General features: G+C 73.2%; 17 protein-coding genes. 10 read left to right on the top strand and 7 right to left on the bottom strand.

The genetic code is table 11. From position 1 onward, the window contains the following. Positions 1 to 207: 207 nt before the first annotated feature. Entirely contained in the window at positions 208 to 753 is a 546-nt protein-coding gene (locus ABZ135_RS24315; RefSeq protein ID WP_356698344.1) for a helix-turn-helix domain-containing protein, read from the top strand. Between the two features lie 83 nt (positions 754 to 836). Here the strand turns inward: ABZ135_RS24315 and ABZ135_RS24310 are convergent, their stop codons facing one another. Together ABZ135_RS24310 and ABZ135_RS24305 are read right to left on the bottom strand one after the other, a co-directional pair. Further along, entirely contained in the window at positions 837 to 1,814 is a 978-nt protein-coding gene (locus ABZ135_RS24310) for a DeoR/GlpR family DNA-binding transcription regulator (protein WP_356698343.1), read from the bottom strand. Between the two features lie 188 nt (positions 1,815 to 2,002). Continuing rightward, positions 2,003 to 3,442 (bottom strand): NAD(P)H-quinone dehydrogenase, encoded by a 1,440-nt coding sequence (locus ABZ135_RS24305; RefSeq protein WP_356698342.1) that lies wholly within the window; start codon positions 3,440 to 3,442, stop codon positions 2,003 to 2,005. A 229-nt stretch (positions 3,443 to 3,671) separates the two neighbouring features. Between ABZ135_RS24305 and ABZ135_RS24300 the strand changes: the two genes are divergently transcribed. From ABZ135_RS24300 to ABZ135_RS24285, 4 genes are all read left to right on the top strand, one after another. Next, positions 3,672 to 4,109, top strand: coding sequence for a gamma-glutamylcyclotransferase (locus tag ABZ135_RS24300; RefSeq protein WP_356698341.1), 438 nt, complete (start codon positions 3,672 to 3,674; stop codon positions 4,107 to 4,109). Positions 4,110 to 4,326: 217 nt separating this feature from the next. Next, positions 4,327 to 5,130, top strand: a complete 804-nt coding sequence (locus tag ABZ135_RS24295) for a purine-nucleoside phosphorylase (RefSeq protein WP_356698340.1) — start codon at positions 4,327 to 4,329, stop codon at positions 5,128 to 5,130. 186 nt (positions 5,131 to 5,316) lie between these two features. Further along, entirely contained in the window at positions 5,317 to 6,975 is a 1,659-nt protein-coding gene (locus ABZ135_RS24290; protein WP_356698339.1) for a phospho-sugar mutase, read from the top strand. 266 nt (positions 6,976 to 7,241) lie between these two features. Further along, a complete protein-coding gene (locus ABZ135_RS24285) occupies positions 7,242 to 8,402 on the top strand; it encodes a mannosyltransferase family protein (RefSeq protein ID WP_356698350.1) in 1,161 nt (386 codons plus the stop codon). 60 nt (positions 8,403 to 8,462) lie between these two features. Here the strand turns inward: ABZ135_RS24285 and ABZ135_RS24280 are convergent, their stop codons facing one another. From ABZ135_RS24280 to ABZ135_RS24270, 3 genes are all read right to left on the bottom strand, one after another. Next, positions 8,463 to 9,113: a PH domain-containing protein gene (locus ABZ135_RS24280; RefSeq protein ID WP_356698338.1), complete on the bottom strand. Its 651-nt coding sequence runs from the start codon at positions 9,111 to 9,113 to the stop codon at positions 8,463 to 8,465. A 62-nt stretch (positions 9,114 to 9,175) separates the two neighbouring features. After that, complete coding sequence (locus tag ABZ135_RS24275; RefSeq protein WP_356698337.1) at positions 9,176 to 9,832, bottom strand: class F sortase; 657 nt, start codon at positions 9,830 to 9,832, stop codon at positions 9,176 to 9,178. Positions 9,833 to 9,928: 96 nt separating this feature from the next. After that, positions 9,929 to 11,116: a hypothetical protein gene (locus tag ABZ135_RS24270; protein WP_356698336.1), complete on the bottom strand. Its 1,188-nt coding sequence runs from the start codon at positions 11,114 to 11,116 to the stop codon at positions 9,929 to 9,931. Positions 11,117 to 11,379: 263 nt separating this feature from the next. Between ABZ135_RS24270 and deoC the strand changes: the two genes are divergently transcribed. From deoC to ABZ135_RS24255, 3 genes are read left to right on the top strand one after another with little or no spacing between them, the layout of a single operon-like run. Next, entirely contained in the window at positions 11,380 to 12,339 is a 960-nt protein-coding gene (gene deoC / locus ABZ135_RS24265) for a deoxyribose-phosphate aldolase (RefSeq protein ID WP_356698335.1), read from the top strand. 5 nt (positions 12,340 to 12,344) lie between these two features. Continuing rightward, a complete protein-coding gene (locus ABZ135_RS24260; RefSeq protein WP_356698334.1) occupies positions 12,345 to 13,781 on the top strand; it encodes an aldehyde dehydrogenase family protein in 1,437 nt (478 codons plus the stop codon). Beyond that, positions 13,774 to 14,664, top strand: a complete 891-nt coding sequence (locus ABZ135_RS24255; protein ID WP_356698333.1) for an aldehyde dehydrogenase family protein — start codon at positions 13,774 to 13,776, stop codon at positions 14,662 to 14,664. The genes ABZ135_RS24260 and ABZ135_RS24255 overlap by 8 nt, the downstream gene beginning before the upstream one ends. 52 nt (positions 14,665 to 14,716) lie before the next feature. Here the strand turns inward: ABZ135_RS24255 and ABZ135_RS24250 are convergent, their stop codons facing one another. Further along, complete coding sequence (locus ABZ135_RS24250; protein WP_356698332.1) at positions 14,717 to 15,460, bottom strand: TetR/AcrR family transcriptional regulator; 744 nt, start codon at positions 15,458 to 15,460, stop codon at positions 14,717 to 14,719. A 125-nt stretch (positions 15,461 to 15,585) separates the two neighbouring features. On the opposite strand from ABZ135_RS24250, the gene ABZ135_RS24245 reads away from it, so the two are divergent. Beyond that, the gene (locus ABZ135_RS24245) at positions 15,586 to 16,176 is read left to right on the top strand and encodes an NAD(P)H-dependent oxidoreductase (RefSeq protein WP_356698331.1); all 591 of its coding nucleotides are present in this window, start codon (positions 15,586 to 15,588) and stop codon (positions 16,174 to 16,176) included. Positions 16,177 to 16,178: 2 nt separating this feature from the next. Then, complete coding sequence (locus ABZ135_RS24240) at positions 16,179 to 17,732, top strand: MDR family MFS transporter (RefSeq protein WP_356698330.1); 1,554 nt, start codon at positions 16,179 to 16,181, stop codon at positions 17,730 to 17,732. On the opposite strand, the gene ABZ135_RS24235 is transcribed toward ABZ135_RS24240, so the two are convergent. Then, entirely contained in the window at positions 17,665 to 18,057 is a 393-nt protein-coding gene (locus ABZ135_RS24235; RefSeq protein WP_356698329.1) for a hypothetical protein, read from the bottom strand. The genes ABZ135_RS24240 and ABZ135_RS24235 overlap by 68 nt on opposite strands. Positions 18,058 to 18,094 lie beyond the last annotated feature (37 nt).

The following is an 18,094-nucleotide window of genomic DNA, read 5'->3' as shown; positions in this document are numbered from 1 at the left end:
TCAACGCCCACAAGTCCGGCACCATCAAGGGCCTCACCGCCGAGGTCGGCGCCTCCCTCACCTCCGGCGCCGCCATCTGCGAGATCAAGGACTGACGTCCGGCACCGGTACGGTACGCGTACGGTACGAAGGGCCCGCAGGCATCCACCGCCTGCGGGCCCTTCGTGACACCCGGCCGGTCATCGGCGGAAGGAGCAGGGAGGAAGGATGCGCGCCGACGCCCGCCGCAACCACGCGCGCCTGCTCGCCGAGGCCCGCGCCGCCTTCGCCGCGCACGGCACGGATGCCTCCCTGGAGGACATCGCCCGCCGCGCCGGAGTCGGCATCGGCACGCTCTACCGGCACTTCCCGAGCCGCGAGGCGCTGCTCGGCGCCGTCTTCCAGGACGCCCTCGCGGCGCTGCTCGACCGCTCGGCGGAACTCGCCGAGGCGCCCGACCCGTGCGCCGCGCTCGTCAGTTGGCTGCGCACGCTGATCGCCCATGCGGGTGAGTATCGCGGGCTGGCGATCGTGCTCATGTCGGTGGCGGAGGACGGGAGTTCGGTCCTCGCGGGATGCGGTGAACCGCTCCGTGCGGCGGGCGAGCCGCTGCTCGCCCGGGCCCGCGAGACCGGTGCGGTGCGGGCGGACGTGTCGATCGGCGACCTGATGAAGCTGACCCACGCCATCGCCCTGGCCGCCGAACGCTCACCGGAGGACCCGGAGTTGGCCGACCGGCTGCTCGACCTGACGGTACGGGGACTGCGGGCCTGACGGTACGGCCGCAGGGGCCCGGCGGGACTCGTACGAGAACGGCGCGGTCGTACGAGCACGGCGGAAGGGCCGACCGGTCGGGGTCAGCGGCGGCGCATGTCCGCGACGCGCGCCGTCCGTTCGGGCGCCAGCACCTCGTTCGTGAGCGCGCCGCCCGGTCCGCCGGGGCCGCCGCGGAACTGGCCGCCCGGCATCCGGCCGCGCTGCCCGGGCAGCGGAAGGTCACGGCGCGGGCGTCCGCCCGGGGGGTGCGGCTGCTCGCCTCCGTGCGCCGGGGCGCCCGTGCCGGCGACCGCGATCTGCACGCCCTGGTCGGCCAGGGCCTGGAGCTCGGTGGCGGCCCGCTCGTCGTGGGCCGGCGGCTCGTCCGTGACGAGACGGGTGATGACGTCGGTCGGCACCGTCTGGAACATGGTGTCGGTGCCGAGCTTGGTGTGGTCGGCGAGGACCACGACCTCCGCCGCCGCCTGCACGAGCGCCCGGTCCACGCTCGCGGAGAGCATGTTGGACGTGGACAGGCCGCGCTCGGCGGTCAGTCCGCTGCCGGAGAGGAAGGCGCGGGAGACCCGCAGGCCCTGGAGGGACTGCTCGGCCCCGCTGCCCACCAGGGCGTAGTTGGAGCCGCGCAGGGTGCCGCCGGTCATGACGACCTCGACCCGGTTGGCGTGGGCGAGGGCCTGGGCGACCAGCAGCGAGTTGGTCACGACCGTGAGGCCGGGCACGCGGGCGAGCCGGCGGGCCAGCTCCTGCGTGGTGGTGCCGGCGCCGACGACGATGGCCTCGCCCTCGTCGACGAGGCTCGCGGCGACGTCGGCGATGGCGGTCTTCTCGGCGGTCGCGAGATGGGATTTCTGCGGGAAGCCGGACTCTCGCGTGAACCCGCCCGGCAGTACCGCACCGCCGTGCCGGCGGTCGAGGAGTCCTTCTGCCTCGAGCGCCCGCACGTCTCGCCGTACGGTCACTTCTGAGGTCTGGACGACGCGGGCGAGCTCGCGGAGCGACACGGCTCCATTGGCGCGCACCATTTCGAGGATCAACTGGCGACGTTCTGCAGCGAACACGAAACTGACAGTAACGTGACCGGCCGATAGTTTTCAGCACTATGCGCCGAATTGCAGAAGATGCACACAGGCGGGGTCCCCAAGTGGTATGGGGGACCCCGCCTGTGATCGTTCTATGCCCCGGCTTGCCGGGGGTTGTCCGAGTCGGCGAACCGTTCCCGCAGGCGGGACGGTGTCCGGACGGGCCGTTACGCCTCGCCCGCCGTCTTTCGGGTGTGCAACTGCCGTGCCACTTCCGCGATCGAGCCCGACAGGGAGGGGTACACGGTGAAAGCATTTGCGATCTGTTCGACGGTCAGATTGTTGTCGACCGCGATCGAGATCGGGTGGATCAGCTCGCTCGCGCGCGGGGCGACGACGCAGCCGCCGACCACGATCCCGGTGCCGGGACGGCAGAAGATCTTGACGAAGCCGTCCCGGATGCCCTGCATCTTGGCGCGCGGGTTGCGCAGCAGCGGCAGCTTGACGACGCGGGCGTCGATCTTGCCGGCGTCCACGTCGGCCTGGGTGTAGCCGACCGTGGCGATCTCCGGGTCGGTGAAGACGTTGGAGGAGACCGTCTTCAGGTTGAGCGGGGCCACCGCGTCGCCGAGGAAGTGGTACATCGCGATCCGGCCCTGCATGGCCGCCACCGAGGCGAGCGCGAAGACGCCGGTGACGTCACCGGCCGCGTACACGCCCGGCGCCGAGGTCCGCGAGACCCTGTCGGTCAGGATGTGACCGGAGTCCTTCAGCCGGACCCCGGCCTCCTCCAGGCCCATCCCGGCGGTGTTCGGGATGGCGCCCACAGCCATCAGGCAGTGGGTGCCGGAGATGACCCGGCCGTCGGAGAGGGTGACCTCGACCCGGTCGCCGACCCGCTTGGCGGACTCGGCGCGGGAACGGGCCATGACGTTCATGCCGCGACGGCGGAAGACGTCCTCCAGGACCGCGGCGGCGTCCGGGTCCTCGCCCGGGAGCACGCGGTCGCGGGAGGAGACGAGGGTGACGCGGGAGCCGAGCGCCTGGTACGCGCCGGCGAACTCGGCACCGGTGACACCGGAACCGACCACGATGAGCTCCTCGGGGAGCTCCTTCAGGTCGTAGACCTGCGTCCAGTTCAGGATCCGCTCGCCGTCCGGCTTGGCGTCCGGCAGCTCGCGCGGGTGACCGCCGGTGGCGATCAGGACGGCGTCGGCGGTCAGCGTCTCCTCGCTGCCGTCGGCGGCGGTCACGACCACCTGGCGGGAGCCGTCCATGGCCTGCCGCCCGGAGAGCCGGCCGCGGCCGCGCAGCACGCGGGCGCCCGCCCGGGTGACGGAGGCGGTGATGTCGTGCGACTGGGCGAGCGCGAGCCGCTTCACACGGCGGTTCACCTTGCCCAGGTCCACGCCGACCACACGGGCCGACTGCTCGATGTGCGGGGTGTCGTCCGCGACGATGATGCCCAGCTCCTCGTACGAGGAGTCGAAGGTGGTCATCACCTCGGCGGTGGCGATCAGGGTCTTGGAGGGCACGCAGTCGGTCAGGACGGACGCGCCGCCGAGGCCGTCGGTGTCGACGACGGTCACCTCCGCGCCGAGTTGGGCGCCCACCAGGGCCGCCTCGTATCCGCCGGGTCCGCCGCCGATGATCACGATCCGGGTCACTGGGATCTACGCCTCGCGCTCTCGTTCTGCCGGGGGGTCCCCCCGCTGGGATGCAGTGCGTACGCCATTGTCCCGCACGCTTCAAGTGCGTACCGCATTGTCCCGCATCGCACGGGCGCGCCGCGCGCCGGGGTGGAGCCGGGACGTCCGCCGCCCTCCAGGCCGAGCATAGGCGGCGGACGCCCCGGACGGGGCCGGTCACCCGGCGCCCTCCCGTACCCTCGACCCCATGTCGCTCTACGCCGCCTACGCCGGCAACCTCGACGCGCGGCTGATGAGTCGCCGCGCACCGCACTCGCCGCTGCGCGGCACCGGCTGGCTGAACGGCTGGCGACTGACCTTCGGCGGCGAACAGATGGGCTGGGAGGGCGCCCTGGCCACGATCGTGGAGGCCCCGCGCTCCCAGGTCTTCGTGGCGCTCTACGACATCGCCCCCATGGACGAGGACTCCATGGACCGCTGGGAGGGCGTCGGCCTCGACGTCTACCGCCGCATGCGCGTCCGGGTCCACACCCTCGACGGCCAGGAGCCGGCCTGGGTCTACGTCCTCAACGCCTACGAGGGCGGTCTCCCCTCGGCCCGCTACCTGGGCGAGGTCGCCGACGCGGCCGAATCCGCGGGCGCCCCGCACGACTACGTGATGGAACTGCGCAAACGCCCCTGCTGACGGGCCGGGCGCGCGGGGGGACGCGGCGGGTCGGCGGGACCGGGGACCGGGCCCTCCCTCTCTCGCCCCGCACCTCTCGTCGGAAACGACAAGACAACGATCGCAGGTCCGTGCGGGCCGTCATCTACGCGCGTAGGGATTCTCGGGCTAGGCTTCTGCGCGTATCAAATCCGTCCGGGGCTTCCCTCGGACCCCCCTCCCCGAGGCGAGAGAGTCAGTGAACGCTACTGCCACCCCGTACGAGGCCGCCGAGGCCGCCGCAGCGCGCCTCCGCGAGCTGACCGGCGTCGAGAACCACGACGTCGCCCTGGTCATGGGCTCCGGCTGGGCCCCCGCCGTCGACGCTCTGGGCGCGCCCGAGTCCGAGTTCCCGGTCACCGAGCTGCCCGGCTTCCCGCCGCCGGCCGTCGAGGGCCACGGCGGCAAGATCCGCTCGTACAAGATCGGTGAGAAGCGCGCCCTGGTCTTCCTCGGCCGCACCCACTTCTACGAGGGCCGCGGTGTCGCGTCCGTCGCCCACGGCGTCCGCACCGCCGTCGCCGCCGGCTGCAAGACGATCGTCCTGACCAACGGCTGTGGCGGTCTGCGCGAGGGCATGCGCCCCGGCCAGCCGGTCCTGATCAGCGACCACATCAACCTGACGGCCGCCTCCCCGATCGTCGGCGCCAACTTCGTCGACCTCACCGACCTGTACTCGCCGCGCCTGCGCGCGCTGTGCAAGGAGGTCGACGAGACCCTGGAGGAGGGCGTCTACGTCCAGTTCCCCGGCCCGCACTACGAGACCCCGGCCGAGATCAACATGGTCCGCGTCATGGGCGGCGACCTGGTCGGCATGTCCACGGTCCTGGAGGCCATCGCGGCCCGTGAGGCCGGCGCCGAGGTCCTGGGCATCTCCCTCGTCACCAACCTGGCGGCGGGCCTCTCCGGCGAGCCGCTGAACCACGAGGAGGTCCTCCAGGCCGGCCGTGACTCGGCGGCGCGGATGGGCGAGCTCCTGACCCGGGTGCTGGACCGCATCTGACGGCCGGCGGGCCCACCGCCGTGAGGCTCCTCCCCGGCCCCGCCCCGTCCCGCCCGTCCCGTACGGGGCCGGGGGCCTGCCCCCGGTTCGGGAAGGGGCGGGGTGGGGAAGGCGCTCCGCGCAGCGGCCCCCGTCGCCCGCACCGCCCCGCACCACCCGCCCGCACCACCCGAAAGGCACACCACCGTGACGCAGGACGACCTCCTCGCCCGGGCCCAGGCGTGGCTCGCCGAGGACCCCGACCCGGAGACCCGTGAGGAGCTCGGCGCGCTCCTCGACCGCGGCGCCGCCGCGCACGACGAACTCGCCGCCCGCTTCGCCGGCACCCTGCAGTTCGGCACCGCCGGACTCCGCGGCGAGCTGGGCGCGGGCCCGATGCGGATGAACCGCGCGGTGGTCATCCGCGCCGCCGCCGGCCTCGCCGCGTACCTCAAGGCCAAGGGGCAGGACGGCGGGCTCGTCGTCATCGGTTACGACGCCCGCTACAAGTCCGCCGACTTCGCGCGCGACACCGCCGCCGTGATGACCGGTGCCGGGCTGCGCGCCGCGCTGCTGCCGCGCCCGCTGCCGACGCCCGTCCTGGCGTACGCCATAAGGCACCTGGGCGCCGTCGCCGGCGTCGAGGTGACCGCGAGCCACAACCCGCCGCGCGACAACGGCTACAAGGTGTACCTGGGCGACGGCTCGCAGATCGTGCCGCCGGCCGACGCGGAGATCGCCGCCGAGATCGACGCGGTGCGCGCGCTCGCCGACGTGCCCCGGCCGGACAGCGGCTGGGAGGTGCTCGGCGACGAGGTCCTGGACGCCTACCTGGCCCGTACGGACGCCGTCCTGACCCCCGGCTCCCCCCGGACCGTGCGGACCGTCTACACGGCCATGCACGGCGTCGGCAAGGACGTCCTGACGGCCGCCTTCGCCCGGCACGGCTTCCCGCCGCCGGCGCTGGTCGCCGAGCAGGCGGAGCCGGACCCGGCGTTCCCGACGGTCGCGTTCCCGAACCCGGAGGAGCCGGGCGCCATGGACCTCGCCTTCGAGGCGGCCCGGGCCGTGGACCCCGACATCGTGATCGCCAACGACCCGGACGCCGACCGCTGCGCCGTGGCCGTGCCGGACGCCTCCGTCGAGGGCGGCTGGCGGATGCTCCGCGGCGACGAAGTGGGCGCGCTGCTCGCCGCGCACCTGGTGCACAAGGGTGCGCGGGGCGTGTTCGCGGAGTCGATCGTGTCGTCCTCGCTGCTCGGCCGGATCGCCGCGGCGGCGGGCGTCGGCCACGAGGAGACGCTGACCGGCTTCAAGTGGATCGCCCGTGTCGAGGGCCTGCGGTACGGCTACGAGGAGGCGCTCGGATACTGCGTCGACCCGGAGGGCGTGCGCGACAAGGACGGCATCACGGCGGCGCTGGCCGTCGCCGAGCTGGCCTCGGAGCTCAAGGAGCAGGACCGCACGCTCACCGATCTGCTCGACGACCTGGCGGTGGCGCACGGTCTGCACGCCACGGACCAACTGTCGGTGCGGGTCGAGGACCTGAGCGTCATCGCGAACGCGATGGCGGCGCTGCGCGGGAAGCCGCCGGTCAAGCTGGCCGGGCTGACGGTCGTCTCGGCGGAGGACCTGACGAAGGGCACGGAGTCGCTGCCGCCCACGGACGGTCTGCGCTACTACCTGGAGGGCGACTACAAGGCCCGGGTGATCGTCCGTCCGAGCGGCACCGAGCCCAAGCTCAAGTGCTACCTGGAGGTCGTGGTGCCGGTCGCGGACGCGAGCGGGCTGGGTACGGCGCGGGCCACGGCCGCCGACATCCTGGCCGCGATCAAGAAGGACCTGGCGGAGGCCGCCGGCCTGTGAGGCCGCGGCCCTCGCCTGGGACCGGCGCCCGTGAACGCCGGAGGGCCCGTACGGAATCGTTTCCGTACGGGCCCTCGCCTGTTCCCGGCACGCGCCCCCGTCCCCCGGCCCCCGCCCTCCGTCCCCGTACGGCGGCCCCTCCCGCTCCTCTTCCGAGTGAATCGGGTACGGCAGGTGACGTAACGCGCGTCCTCCTCCCCGGACGCCGGGGCGAGGGTGACCCGGTGTCCTCCGTGTCCTCCGTGTCCTCCGTGTCCTCGGTGCTGATCCCGCGCCCCTCCGCCCCCACCGGGCGCGGCCCCGTCCCTGGACCTCGCCACGGGCTGCTGCGGCGGGCGGCCCCCGCCCTGCTGGGCTATCTGGCCGTACGGCTCCTCGGCCTCCTCGTCCTGGCCCGCTGGACGCACCTCAAGGGCCACGGCGTGTGGCCGACGATCGCCACCTCGTGGGACTCCGGCTGGTACCTGGGGATCGCCGACCACGGTTACGACCAGGAGCTCGGCACCCGCACCAACCACAACAACCTGGCCTTCTTCCCGCTCTACCCGGTCCTGATCAAGGCCGTCGCGGCCGTCACCCCGGGCTCGCGCGCCTCCGTCGCCCTGGTGCTCGCCGTGCTCTGCTCGCTGGTCGCCGCGCTGGGGGTGTTCGCGGTCGGCGACCAACTGCACGGGCCGCGTACGGGCGCGGTCCTGACGGTGCTGTGGGGTGCGGCGCCGGCGGCGGTGGTGCAGTGGATGGGCTACACGGAGTCGCTGTTCACGGCGCTCGTGGCCTGGTCGCTGTACGCGGTCCTGGACGGCCGCTGGACGTGGGCGGCGGGCCTCGCGGTGGCGGCGGGACTCACCCGCCCGACCGGGATCGCGCTGGCCGCGGCCGTGTCGGTGACCGCCCTGCTCGCGGCGCGCCGGGCCACGGGCCGGGCCCGGGCCGTGGCGCTGGCGGCCGCCTGCGCGGCCCCGCTGGGATGGCTGGGCTTCGTGGGCTGGGTGGGGCTGCGGCTCGGCCGGTGGGACGGCTACTTCGCGGTGCAGCGGACCTGGGAGAACGAGTGGGACGGCGGGGTGCGCACCCTGGAGGTGCTGCGGGAGCTGCTGGTCTACTCGCGCCGCCCGCACCTCTTCCTGGTGGCGGTCTCCGTGGTCCTGATCGTCTTCACGGCCCTGTACGTGCTGTCGCTGGTGGACCGGCAGCCGCTGCCGCTCCTCGTCTTCAGCGGGGTGCTGCTCCTCGTGGTCCTGGGAAGCGGCGGTGTCTATTTCCCCCGGGCCCGCTTCCTCCTGCCGGGCTTCCCGCTGCTGCTGCCGGTGGCCCTGGCCGTGGCCCGCGCCCGCCTCCCGGTCGCCGCCCTGGTGCTCGGCGGGGCGGCGCTGTCCTCGGCGTGGCTGGGCGGCTACATGCTCCTGGTGTGGCCGGGCCCGCCGTGAGCCGTACGGCGGGGCCGGGAGAGCGCGTCAGCGCAGGGCCAGCAGGATCGGGAGAGCGCGTCAGCGCAAGGCCAGCAGGATGACGAGCAGGACCAGCCCGACGACGGCCGGCGCGATGATCTCGTACGCCCATCGGATGAGGGGCTCGCCCTGGGCCTCGGGCCGCCTGCCGAGGCGCTCGGCGAGCTCGCGCAGATCGGCGACCGTCTGGTCGGCGGGGGCGATGCGGGACTCGGTGTCGGTGACGTCGGCGGTGGCCGAGGTGCGGCCGAGCGGGTCGTCCTGGGAGGCGGTCGCGGCGCGGCGGGCGGCGCGCTTGCGCTGGCGCAGGGAGACCGGGATGGCCCAGAGCTGGTACTTGGTGCCGTCCTGGCCGAAGACCTCGCTGGAGTAGCTCGCGCGGATGTCGGCGATGGAGGCCCAGGGCAGGGTGATGCTGCGGAAGGGGTTGCGGATGCGCAGCCGCCGGTCGTCGGCGTAGACGGCGGGCCGGATGGTGAAGGCGACGATCAGCGGGACGAGGAAGAGCAGCGTCGCGAGCGACACCCAGGGGGTGCTGCCCTCTCCGCGGATGATCGAGTCGGCGCCGAAGAACAGGGTGAGGGCGAGCAGGAAGACTCCCCCGGCGATGCCCATGCGCGAACGGAACACCTGTTCCTTGCGGGCGGGCTCGGAGGGCTGTGCGGCGGGCGGCGGCTCGGGCGTCGTCATGCGCCCGATTCTGCCTCAGCCCCCGCCCCGCCGTCGCAGACGGCCGGGGGCCGACCTGCCGATCAGGCGGCCGGGGGCACCAGGTCGGCGTAGACGACGATGTTGTCGGGGCGATGGCCGTCGACGAGCTCGCCGCCGCAGGTGATCAGCCGCAGCTCGGGGCGCGAGGTGTCGCCGTACACCTTGCCGGTCGGGAACGCCTTCTTGGCGACCTGTTCCAGCTCGCGCACCCGGAACACGGCGTCGGTGCCGTCGGCGCGGGTGACGGTGATGCGGTCGCCGACCCGGATCCGGCCGACGTCTTTGAGTACGGCGGGGCCCTGCGCGGTGTCGTAGTGGCCGATGAGGATCGCGGGCCCGGTCTCGCCGGGTGTGACGCCCTTCTCGTACCAGCCGATCCGGTCGGCCTGGCCGACCGACGGCACCTCCACCGTGCCGTCGGCGTTCAGCCCGAGCCGCAGCACGGGGCCGGTGTCGACCCCGGCGGCGGGCACCTTCACACGGACGGGAAGCGAGCGTGGCATCGGTGCCGCCGCCCGGCCCGTCGGCGCGGGTGCGGCGGTGACCGTGACGCGGGGGGCCGGGACGGCGTGCCGCGCGGATGCGGGGCGGCCGGAGCCTTCGGAGCCGTCGGGGCCGGGCGCGGGTGCGGCGCATCCGGCGAGCGTGGCGGTGGCGACGGCGCCCGCGAGGACGAGGAGAAGACGGCGGCGGGTCATGGCGTGCTCCGGGGAACGGGCCGGCGGGCCGCCGAGGAGGGGGCGGCCCGCCGGGTGGGACAGCGGCGCGGTGAGGGGTGTCCGCCGCGGGGGATGTCAGTGACGGTCGGCGGCGGAGGCGGAGGCGGCGGCGCGACGGCGCAGGGCCGTGAAGCCGAGACCCGCGGCGACGACCGCCGCGACGCCCGCACCGGACGCGAGCAGCGCGGTGTCGGCGGCGCGCTCGGCGCTGCCGAGCTCGGCTCCGGCGGCGACTCCGCCCTGGGGCACGACGGTGGTCTGGCCGCCCTGGGTGCCGGTCTGCGTGCCGGTCTGCGGGGCGGTGGTGGCCGGGGTGGTGGGCGCGGCCGTGGGCTTGCCGCAGTCCTTCGGGAGCTTCGGGAAGTCGACCCAGCGGTAGGGGGTGTCGCCGCCCTGGGTGCGCTGGCCGAAGGCCGGGGTGGTGGTGTGCGCGCCCTTGATCTTCAGACCGTTGCGCTCCTCGACGGGGTGCCGGCGGTCGGCGGTGGCGACGACCTTGCCCGTGTCGTCCTTCAGGACGGCCTTGGGTCCCTTCTTCAGGTCGTTGGTGAGCGTGACCGTCCAGTACGGGAAGACGGAGGCGACCTTCTGGGTGACGGTGCAGCCGTCGGCCGTGGGTCCGGAGAGCACGGTGCCTGCGGCCGGCGCGGGCTTCGGGTTCACCTTGGCGCCGAGGTAGAGCGGGGCGGCCTGCCGGTTCGAGCCGGGGACGTACGCGGCGAACTCGCCGCCGCCGGTGCCCAGGACGACGACGGACTTGCCGTACGTCCAGACGGAGCGGACCGGGTCGTAGGTGTAGGTGTAGCCGCGGCCCTCGCCGTTCTTGTCGACCGCCTGGAGGCCGAGGCGGCCGTCCTTCGCGTTCCTGCCGAGCTCCACGACGGTGCCGTCGGCCAGGCGGTAGAGGCCGAGGGGCGTCTCGGGGGTGTTGTTGCCCGCCCACGCGAGCGTGCGGCCGTCCTCGAAGAGGACGAGGAAGACGCCGTTGTGGTGGGCGGCGGCCGGGCGGCCGAGCGCCTCGATGGTGCCGATCGAGGAGCCTCGTACGAACGCCTCGGCGCGGTGGTGCACCGGTCCCAGCTTGTAGATCTTGACGACCGTGCCGTCGAAGAGGGTCTCGGTCCGAACGAGGGTTCCGGTCGGGTTCTCCGCGGCGGCGGCCGGTCCGTCCGCCGCGAGGGCGGTGCCGGTGGCGAGGACCGGGGTGATCGCCAGGCCCGTGAGGAGGGCGGTGGCGAGAGCGGTGCGGAGGGCGGTGCGCATAACGACTCCAGGAAATGGTCAGGTGCTGGATGGAAGAGCCGCATGCCGCTGACATCTCGTTCGGTTGGGGCCGTTGAGTTCTGGCTGGCTGCGGAAGAAACGTTACGGAGGCCGCATGCCGGAGCGGTCCGCTCCTTGTCACAGGCATGTGACAGGACTCACCCGCGCCCCCTCTTCCCCGCACCCACCTGCGCTTTCGCATGCTCGTCCGAGCAGGGCCCTGTACAGGCCGCTACGCGCGTAGATATGCTCGACTGGTGACCATGCCCACCACTGCACCCGCAGCACATGCTTTCGCCGACGTGACCGCGTCCGACAGCGCGCTGCGCCGCTTCCTCCACGGGCTGCCCGGCGTCGACGCCGTCGGCCTGGAGGCGCGCGCCGCGTCGCTCGGTACGCGTTCGATCAAGACCACGGCCAAGGCGTACGCCATCGACCTGGCCATCTCCATGATCGACCTGACGACGCTCGAAGGCGCGGACACCCCGGGCAAGGTCCGGGCGCTCGCCGCCAAGGCCGTCCATCCCGATCCGACCGACCGCACGACCCCGACGACCGCCGCCGTCTGCGTCTACCCCGACATGGTGGCCACCGCCAAGGCCGTCCTGGAGGGCTCCGGCGTCAAGGTCGCCTCCGTCGCCACCGCCTTCCCCGCCGGGCGCGCCGCGCTGCCGGTGAAGCTGGCCGACACGGCCGACGCCATCGCCGCCGGCGCCGACGAGATCGACATGGTCATCGACCGTGGCGCCTTCCTCGCCGGCCGCTACATGGAGGTCTACGAGCAGATCGCCGCCGTCAAGGCGGAGTGCGGCGACCGCGCGCGCCTGAAGGTGATCTTCGAGACGGGCGAGCTGTCCACGTACGACAACATCCGCCGCGCCTCCTGGCTCGGCATGATGGCGGGCGCGGACTTCATCAAGACCTCGACCGGCAAGGTCGCGGTCAACGCCACCCCCGCCAACACGCTCCTCATGCTGGAGGCCGTGCGCGACTTCCGCGCGCAGACCGGCGTCCAGATCGGCGTGAAGCCCGCGGGCGGCATCCGCAACACCAAGGAAGCCATCAAGTTCCTGGTCCTGGTCAATGAGACCGTCGGCGAGGACTGGCTGGACAACCACTGGTTCCGCTTCGGTGCCTCCAGCCTGCTCAACGACCTGCTGATGCAGCGTCAGAAGCTGGCGACCGGCCACTACTCCGGCCCCGATTACGTGACGGTGGACTGATCAACATGGCATCTGCATTCGAGTACGCACCGGCGCCCGAGTCCCGGTCCGTCGTCGACATCGCGCCCTCCTACGGCCTGTTCATCGACGGCGAGTTCACGGACGCGGCCGACGGCAAGGTCTTCAAGACCGTCTCGCCCTCCACCGAGGAGGTCCTGTCCGAGGTCGCCCAGGCCGGCACCGAGGACGTGGACCGCGCGGTGAAGGCGGCCCGCAAGGCGTTCGAGAAGTGGTCGGCGCTGCCCGGCTCCGAGCGCGCCAAGTACCTCTTCCGGATCGCCCGGATCATCCAGGAGCGCAGCCGCGAGCTCGCCGTCCTGGAGACCCTGGACAACGGGAAGCCGATCAAGGAGACCCGCGACGCGGACCTCCCGCTGGTCGCCGCGCACTTCTTCTACTACGCGGGCTGGGCCGACAAGCTCGACCACGCCGGCTACGGCGCGAACCCGCGCCCGCTGGGCGTGGCCGGCCAGGTCATCCCGTGGAACTTCCCGCTGCTCATGCTGGCGTGGAAGATCGCCCCGGCGCTCGCGACCGGCAACACGGTCGTCCTGAAGCCCGCCGAGACCACCCCGCTCTCCGCCCTCTTCTTCGCGGACATCTGCCGCCAGGCCGGGCTGCCGAAGGGTGTCGTCAACATCCTCCCGGGTTACGGGGACGCCGGCGCCGCGCTCGTCGGGCACCCGGACGTGAACAAGGTCGCCTTCACCGGCTCGACCGCCGTCGGCCGGGCCATCGCCAAGGCCGTGGCCGGCACCGACAAGAAGCTCACCCTGGAGCTGGGCGGCAAGGGCGCCAACATCGTCTTCGACGACGCCCCCGTCGACCAGGCCGTCGAGGGCATCGTCACCGGCATCTTCTTCAACCAGGGCCAGGTGTGCTGCGCCGGATCGCGCCTCCTCGTGCAGGAGTCGATCCACGACGAGCTGCTCGACTCGCTCAAGCGCCGCCTGAGCACCCTGCGCCTGGGCGACCCGCTCGACAAGAACACCGACATCGGCGCCATCAACTCCGAGGAGCAGCTCGCCCGGATCACCAGGCTGGTCGAGCAGGGCGAGGCGGAGGGCGCCGAGCGCTGGTCCGCCGCCTGCGAGATCCCGACCTCGGGCTACTGGTTCGCGCCGACGCTCTTCACGAACGTCACACAGGCGCACACCGTCGCCCGTGACGAGATCTTCGGCCCGGTCCTGTCCGTGCTGACCTTCCGCACCCCCGACGAGGCCGTCGCCAAGGCCAACAACAGCCAGTACGGCCTGTCGGCGGGCATCTGGACGGAGAAGGGCTCCCGCATCCTCGCGGTGGCGAACAAGCTCCGGGCCGGGGTCGTCTGGGCCAACACGTTCAACAAGTTCGACCCGACCTCGCCCTTCGGCGGCTACAAGGAGTCGGGCTTCGGCCGCGAGGGCGGCCGCCACGGTCTGGAGGCCTACCTCGATGTCTGATCAGACCCGTCTGAGCGTCTTCAAGACCTACAAGCTGTACGTCGGGGGCAAGTTCCCCCGCTCCGAGAGCGGCCGGGTGTACGAGGTGACGGACTCCAAGGGCAAGTGGCTGGCCAACGCGCCGCTGTCCTCCCGCAAGGACGCGCGCGACGCGGTCGTCGCCGCGCGCAAGGCGTTCGGCGGCTGGTCCGGCGCGACCGCGTACAACCGGGGCCAGATCCTCTACCGCGTCGCCGAGATGCTGGAGGGGCGCAAGGGCCAGTTCGTGCACGAGGTCGCGCACGCCGAGGGCCTGTCGAAGAACAAGGCGGCCGAGGTCGTCGAGGCCGCGATCGACCGCTGGGTCTGGTACGCCGGCTGGACGGACAAGATCGCGCAGGTCGTCGGCGGGGCGAACCCGGTGGCGGGCCCGTTCTTCAACCTGTCCACCCCGGAGCCGACCGGTGTCGTCACCGTGATCGCCCCGCAGGAGTCGTCCTTCCTGGGCCTGGTCTCGGTGATCGCCCCGGTCATCGCGACCGGCAACACGGCGGTCGTGATCGCCTCGGAGAAGGCCCCGCTGCCGGCGCTGTCCCTCGGCGAGGTGCTGGCCACCTCCGACCTGCCGGGCGGTGTCGTCAACATCCTGTCCGGCAAGGCGGCCGAGATGGGTCCGCACCTGGCGGCCCATCTGGACGTCAACGCGATCGACCTCACGGGCGCGGACGCCGATCTGGCCCGCGATCTGGAGATCGCCGCGGCGGACAGCCTCAAGCGCGTCCTGCGCCCGCGCGCGGAGGACTTCGCCGCCTCCCCGGGCACGGACCGGATGACGGCGTTCCTGGAGACGAAGACGGTCTGGCACCCGACGGGTTCGCTGGGCGCCTCGGGCTCCTCGTACTAGTCCCCCCGCGCGGCCGAGCGGCCCCCGACCGATTCCGGTCGGGGGCCGTTCGTCATGCTCCGCCGCGCTCGACGAGCCCGGCGACGCCGTCCAGAACGCATTCCAGGCCGGTCTCGAAGGTCCACGCGGCGTCGTCCTTGCGCGCCGCGCCCCGCGTGTAGCGGAGGTAGGTGGGATAGCGCCCGGTGCCGAGCAGATAGCTCATCTGCGGGGCGAGGCCCCGGCGGGTCTCGTCGCCGTTCTCCCAGCCCCGTTCGCGCATGTACGCGCGCAGCGAGACCTCGGCCTGGACGGCTCCGTGGACGTAGGCGCTGACGGCACGGAAGGCGGCCATCATCGTGTCGACGTCGAGCCCGAGGCCGTCGAGCGCGGCCAACTGGCGTTCGGCCGCGGCCATCCGGTGGGGGGTGAGCGCGAAGAGCGGGGCCGGGAGCTGGGCGAGCCAGGGGTGGCGCAGCATCGACTCCCGGGTGCACCGGGCGTGGGCGCGCAGCGTCTCCCGCCAGTCCGCGCCGGCCGCATCGGCCCCGGGCGGTTCGAGTTCGGCCGACACCTGGTCGACCATGAGCGACCACAGCTCGTCCTTGCCGTCCACGTGCCGGTAGGCGGCCATGGGCGCGACGCCCAGTTCGGCGGCGATCTTCCGCATGGTGACGGCGGCGAAGCCCTCCCGGTCCGCGATCCCGACCGCGACCTCGGCGATCCGCCGCGGGGTGAGCGTGGTCCTGGGCGCCGCCGCGGGTCGTTCCAGGCGCTCCCAGAGCGAGACGCTCTCCGTCTCGTCCTTCTTCGGCACTCCGGCCTCCTCGTGTCGCGTACAGCGTATGCCTTGTGGACGCCGTACACGCCGACGTGTACGTTGTACACCCGTAGGTATACGACGTACACATCGCCGTCCGTATCTCCGTCCCAGGGGGACCCATGAGCACTCCGCTGCGCCTCGCCGTGATCCAGGGCTCGACCCGCGACGGCCGCCTCGGCCCCACCGTCGCCGCCTGGCTGGCCCGGCACGCCACCGCCCGCCCCGACATGTCCGTCGACCTGGTCGACCTCGCCGAGACCCCGCTGCCCACCGTCTTCCCGCAGCTCGGCCAGGGACCGGCCGACGCGGCGGACCGGGAGCTGCTCGCCGCCGTGTCCCCGCGGCTCGCCGCCGCCGACGCCTTCGTCGTCGTGACCCCGGAGTACAACCACAGCTTTCCTGCGTCCCTGAAGAACGCGATCGACTGGCACAACAAGGAGTGGCACGCCAAGCCCGTCGGCTTCGTCGCCTACGGCGGCTTCTCCGCCGGACTCCGCGCCGTCGAGCACCTGCGCGCCGTCTTCGCCGAGCTGCACGCCGTCACCATCCGCGAGGCGGTCGGACTCCAGGGCGTGTGGGGGCGGTTCGACGGCGAGGGCCGGGCCGTCGACCCCGCCACCGACAGCGCCGCCAAGGCGATGCTCGACCAACTCGCCTGGTGGGGCGAGGCCCTGCGCGACGCCCGCGCCAAGAAGCCCTACGGAGCCTGACGATGACCCCGCCCCGGCCCTCGGGCATCCCCTACCTCGGCATCTCCGGGCTCATGCTCGGCATCGTCCTCGGCACCCTCGACGGCACCGTCGTCGGTACCGCGCTCCCCACCATCGTCGGCGAGCTCGGCGGCCTCGACCGGCTGTCCTGGGTGGTGACCGCCTATCTGCTCACCGCCGCCGTGTCCACGCCCCTCTGGGGCAAGCTCGGCGACCTCCACGGCCGCAAGGGCGCCTATCTGTCCGCCGTCGGCGTCTTCCTCGCCGGCTCGGTCCTCTCCGGACTCGCCCAGACCATGGACCAGCTCATCGCCTTCCGCGCGCTCCAGGGCATCGGCGCCGGCGGTCTGATGGTCGGCGCGTTCGCCCTGATCGGCACCCTGGTCGCCCCCGAGGACACCCCCAGGGTCCAGGCGATCACCGGCACCATGCTGCCGCTCGCCTTCGCCGGCGGCCCCCTCGTCGGCGGCCTCCTCACCGACCACCTGAACTGGCGCTGGGCCTTCTACGTCAACCTGCCCGTCGGCCTCGCCGCCCTGCTCCTCGTCTCCCTCACCCTGACCGCGCCCACCACCAGGGTCCGTGCCCGCATCGACTGGGCCGGCGCCCTGCTCCTCACCACCGGCATCCTGGCCCTCACCCTGCTCGCCACCTGGGCCGGCACCACCCACGCCTGGACCTCGCCGCGGATCCTGGCCCTCGCCGCCGTCGCGGTGGCCGCGCTCACCGCGTTCGTACGGGTCGAGCGGCGCGCCCAGGAACCCGTCATCCCGCCCCGGCTCTTCCGCGGCCGCAACTTCGCCGTCGCCCAGGTGCTCAGCCTCCTGGTCGGCGCCGCCATGCTCGCCGCGATGAACTACCTGCCGCAGTACCTGCAGTTCGTCCGCGGGCAGTCGTCGACGGCGAGCGGACTGCTGCTGCTCCCGCTGATGCTCGGCATGGTGGCCGTCCAACTGGCCACCGGCCGCAGCGTCGCCCGCACCGGCCGCTACCGGCACCACCCGATCATCGGCGGCGCGCTGATGACCGCGGGCGCCCTGCTCCTGCTGCTCCTGGACCTGAACACGCCGACCGCCGTCGCCTCGGCGCTCACCGTGGTCCTCGGCGCGGGCATGGGCTTCCTGATGCAGTCGACCATGCTGATCACGATGTACGGCGCGGAGCCGCGCGACATGGGCGCGGCGAGCGGCACGGTCACCCTCGTCCGCACCCTCGGCGGCTCGCTCGGCGTGGCCGTGCTCGGCGCGGTCTTCACCGCCCGGCTCGCCGGCCATGACACCGACCGCACCCCGGCCCAGGTCGCGACGCTGCCCGAGCCGGTACGGGACGCCTTCCGGGCGGCGCTGACGAGCGGGCTGCACGGGGTGCTCCTGGGCACCGCGCTGCTGTCCGCGTTCGCCTTCGCCGCCGCCTGGCTCGTACGGGAGGTTCCGCTGCGGCCGTCCGGGGCCGCCGGCCCCGCCGCTCCCGCGGCGCCTCCCGCGACCGCTACGGAAGCAGGCTCTGGCTCAGCGGTCCCGCCACCGGCAGATCGGCCAGCGCCCCGCCCTTCGTGACGTGGTCGGTGACCAGGCCGGTGCCGACCGGCTTGAAGTCGGCGACCTGGGTGCCGACGCCGTTGTCCAGCGGGTCCACGCCGGTGTTGGCCAGCGGGTCGAGCTGAAGGTGCGTCAACGGCGCCACGCCGTGGCCGACGCCCTCCAGGGCGGCGGCTCCGTCCACCCGGGTCAGCGAGTCGGACGGGAGCGGGACGCCCACCCCCTCGGCCGCCTGGGCGCCGGCGCCCGCGCCGAACACGGCGGCGCCGGCCGCCGTGACGGTGAGTCCGGCCTTCAGCAGGGCGCTGCGGCGGGGGGTCCGGGGGTGTGCGTGACGGGCCATGGAAGGTCCTTCCGGGGACTTTCGAGGGGTGACGGAG

Source organism: Streptomyces sp. NPDC006339 (assembly GCF_040612775.1).
Lineage (GTDB): Bacteria > Actinomycetota > Actinomycetes > Streptomycetales > Streptomycetaceae > Streptomyces.
Note: the sequence above shows the minus strand (reverse complement) of the source record. Positions and strands in the feature narration are given on the sequence as shown.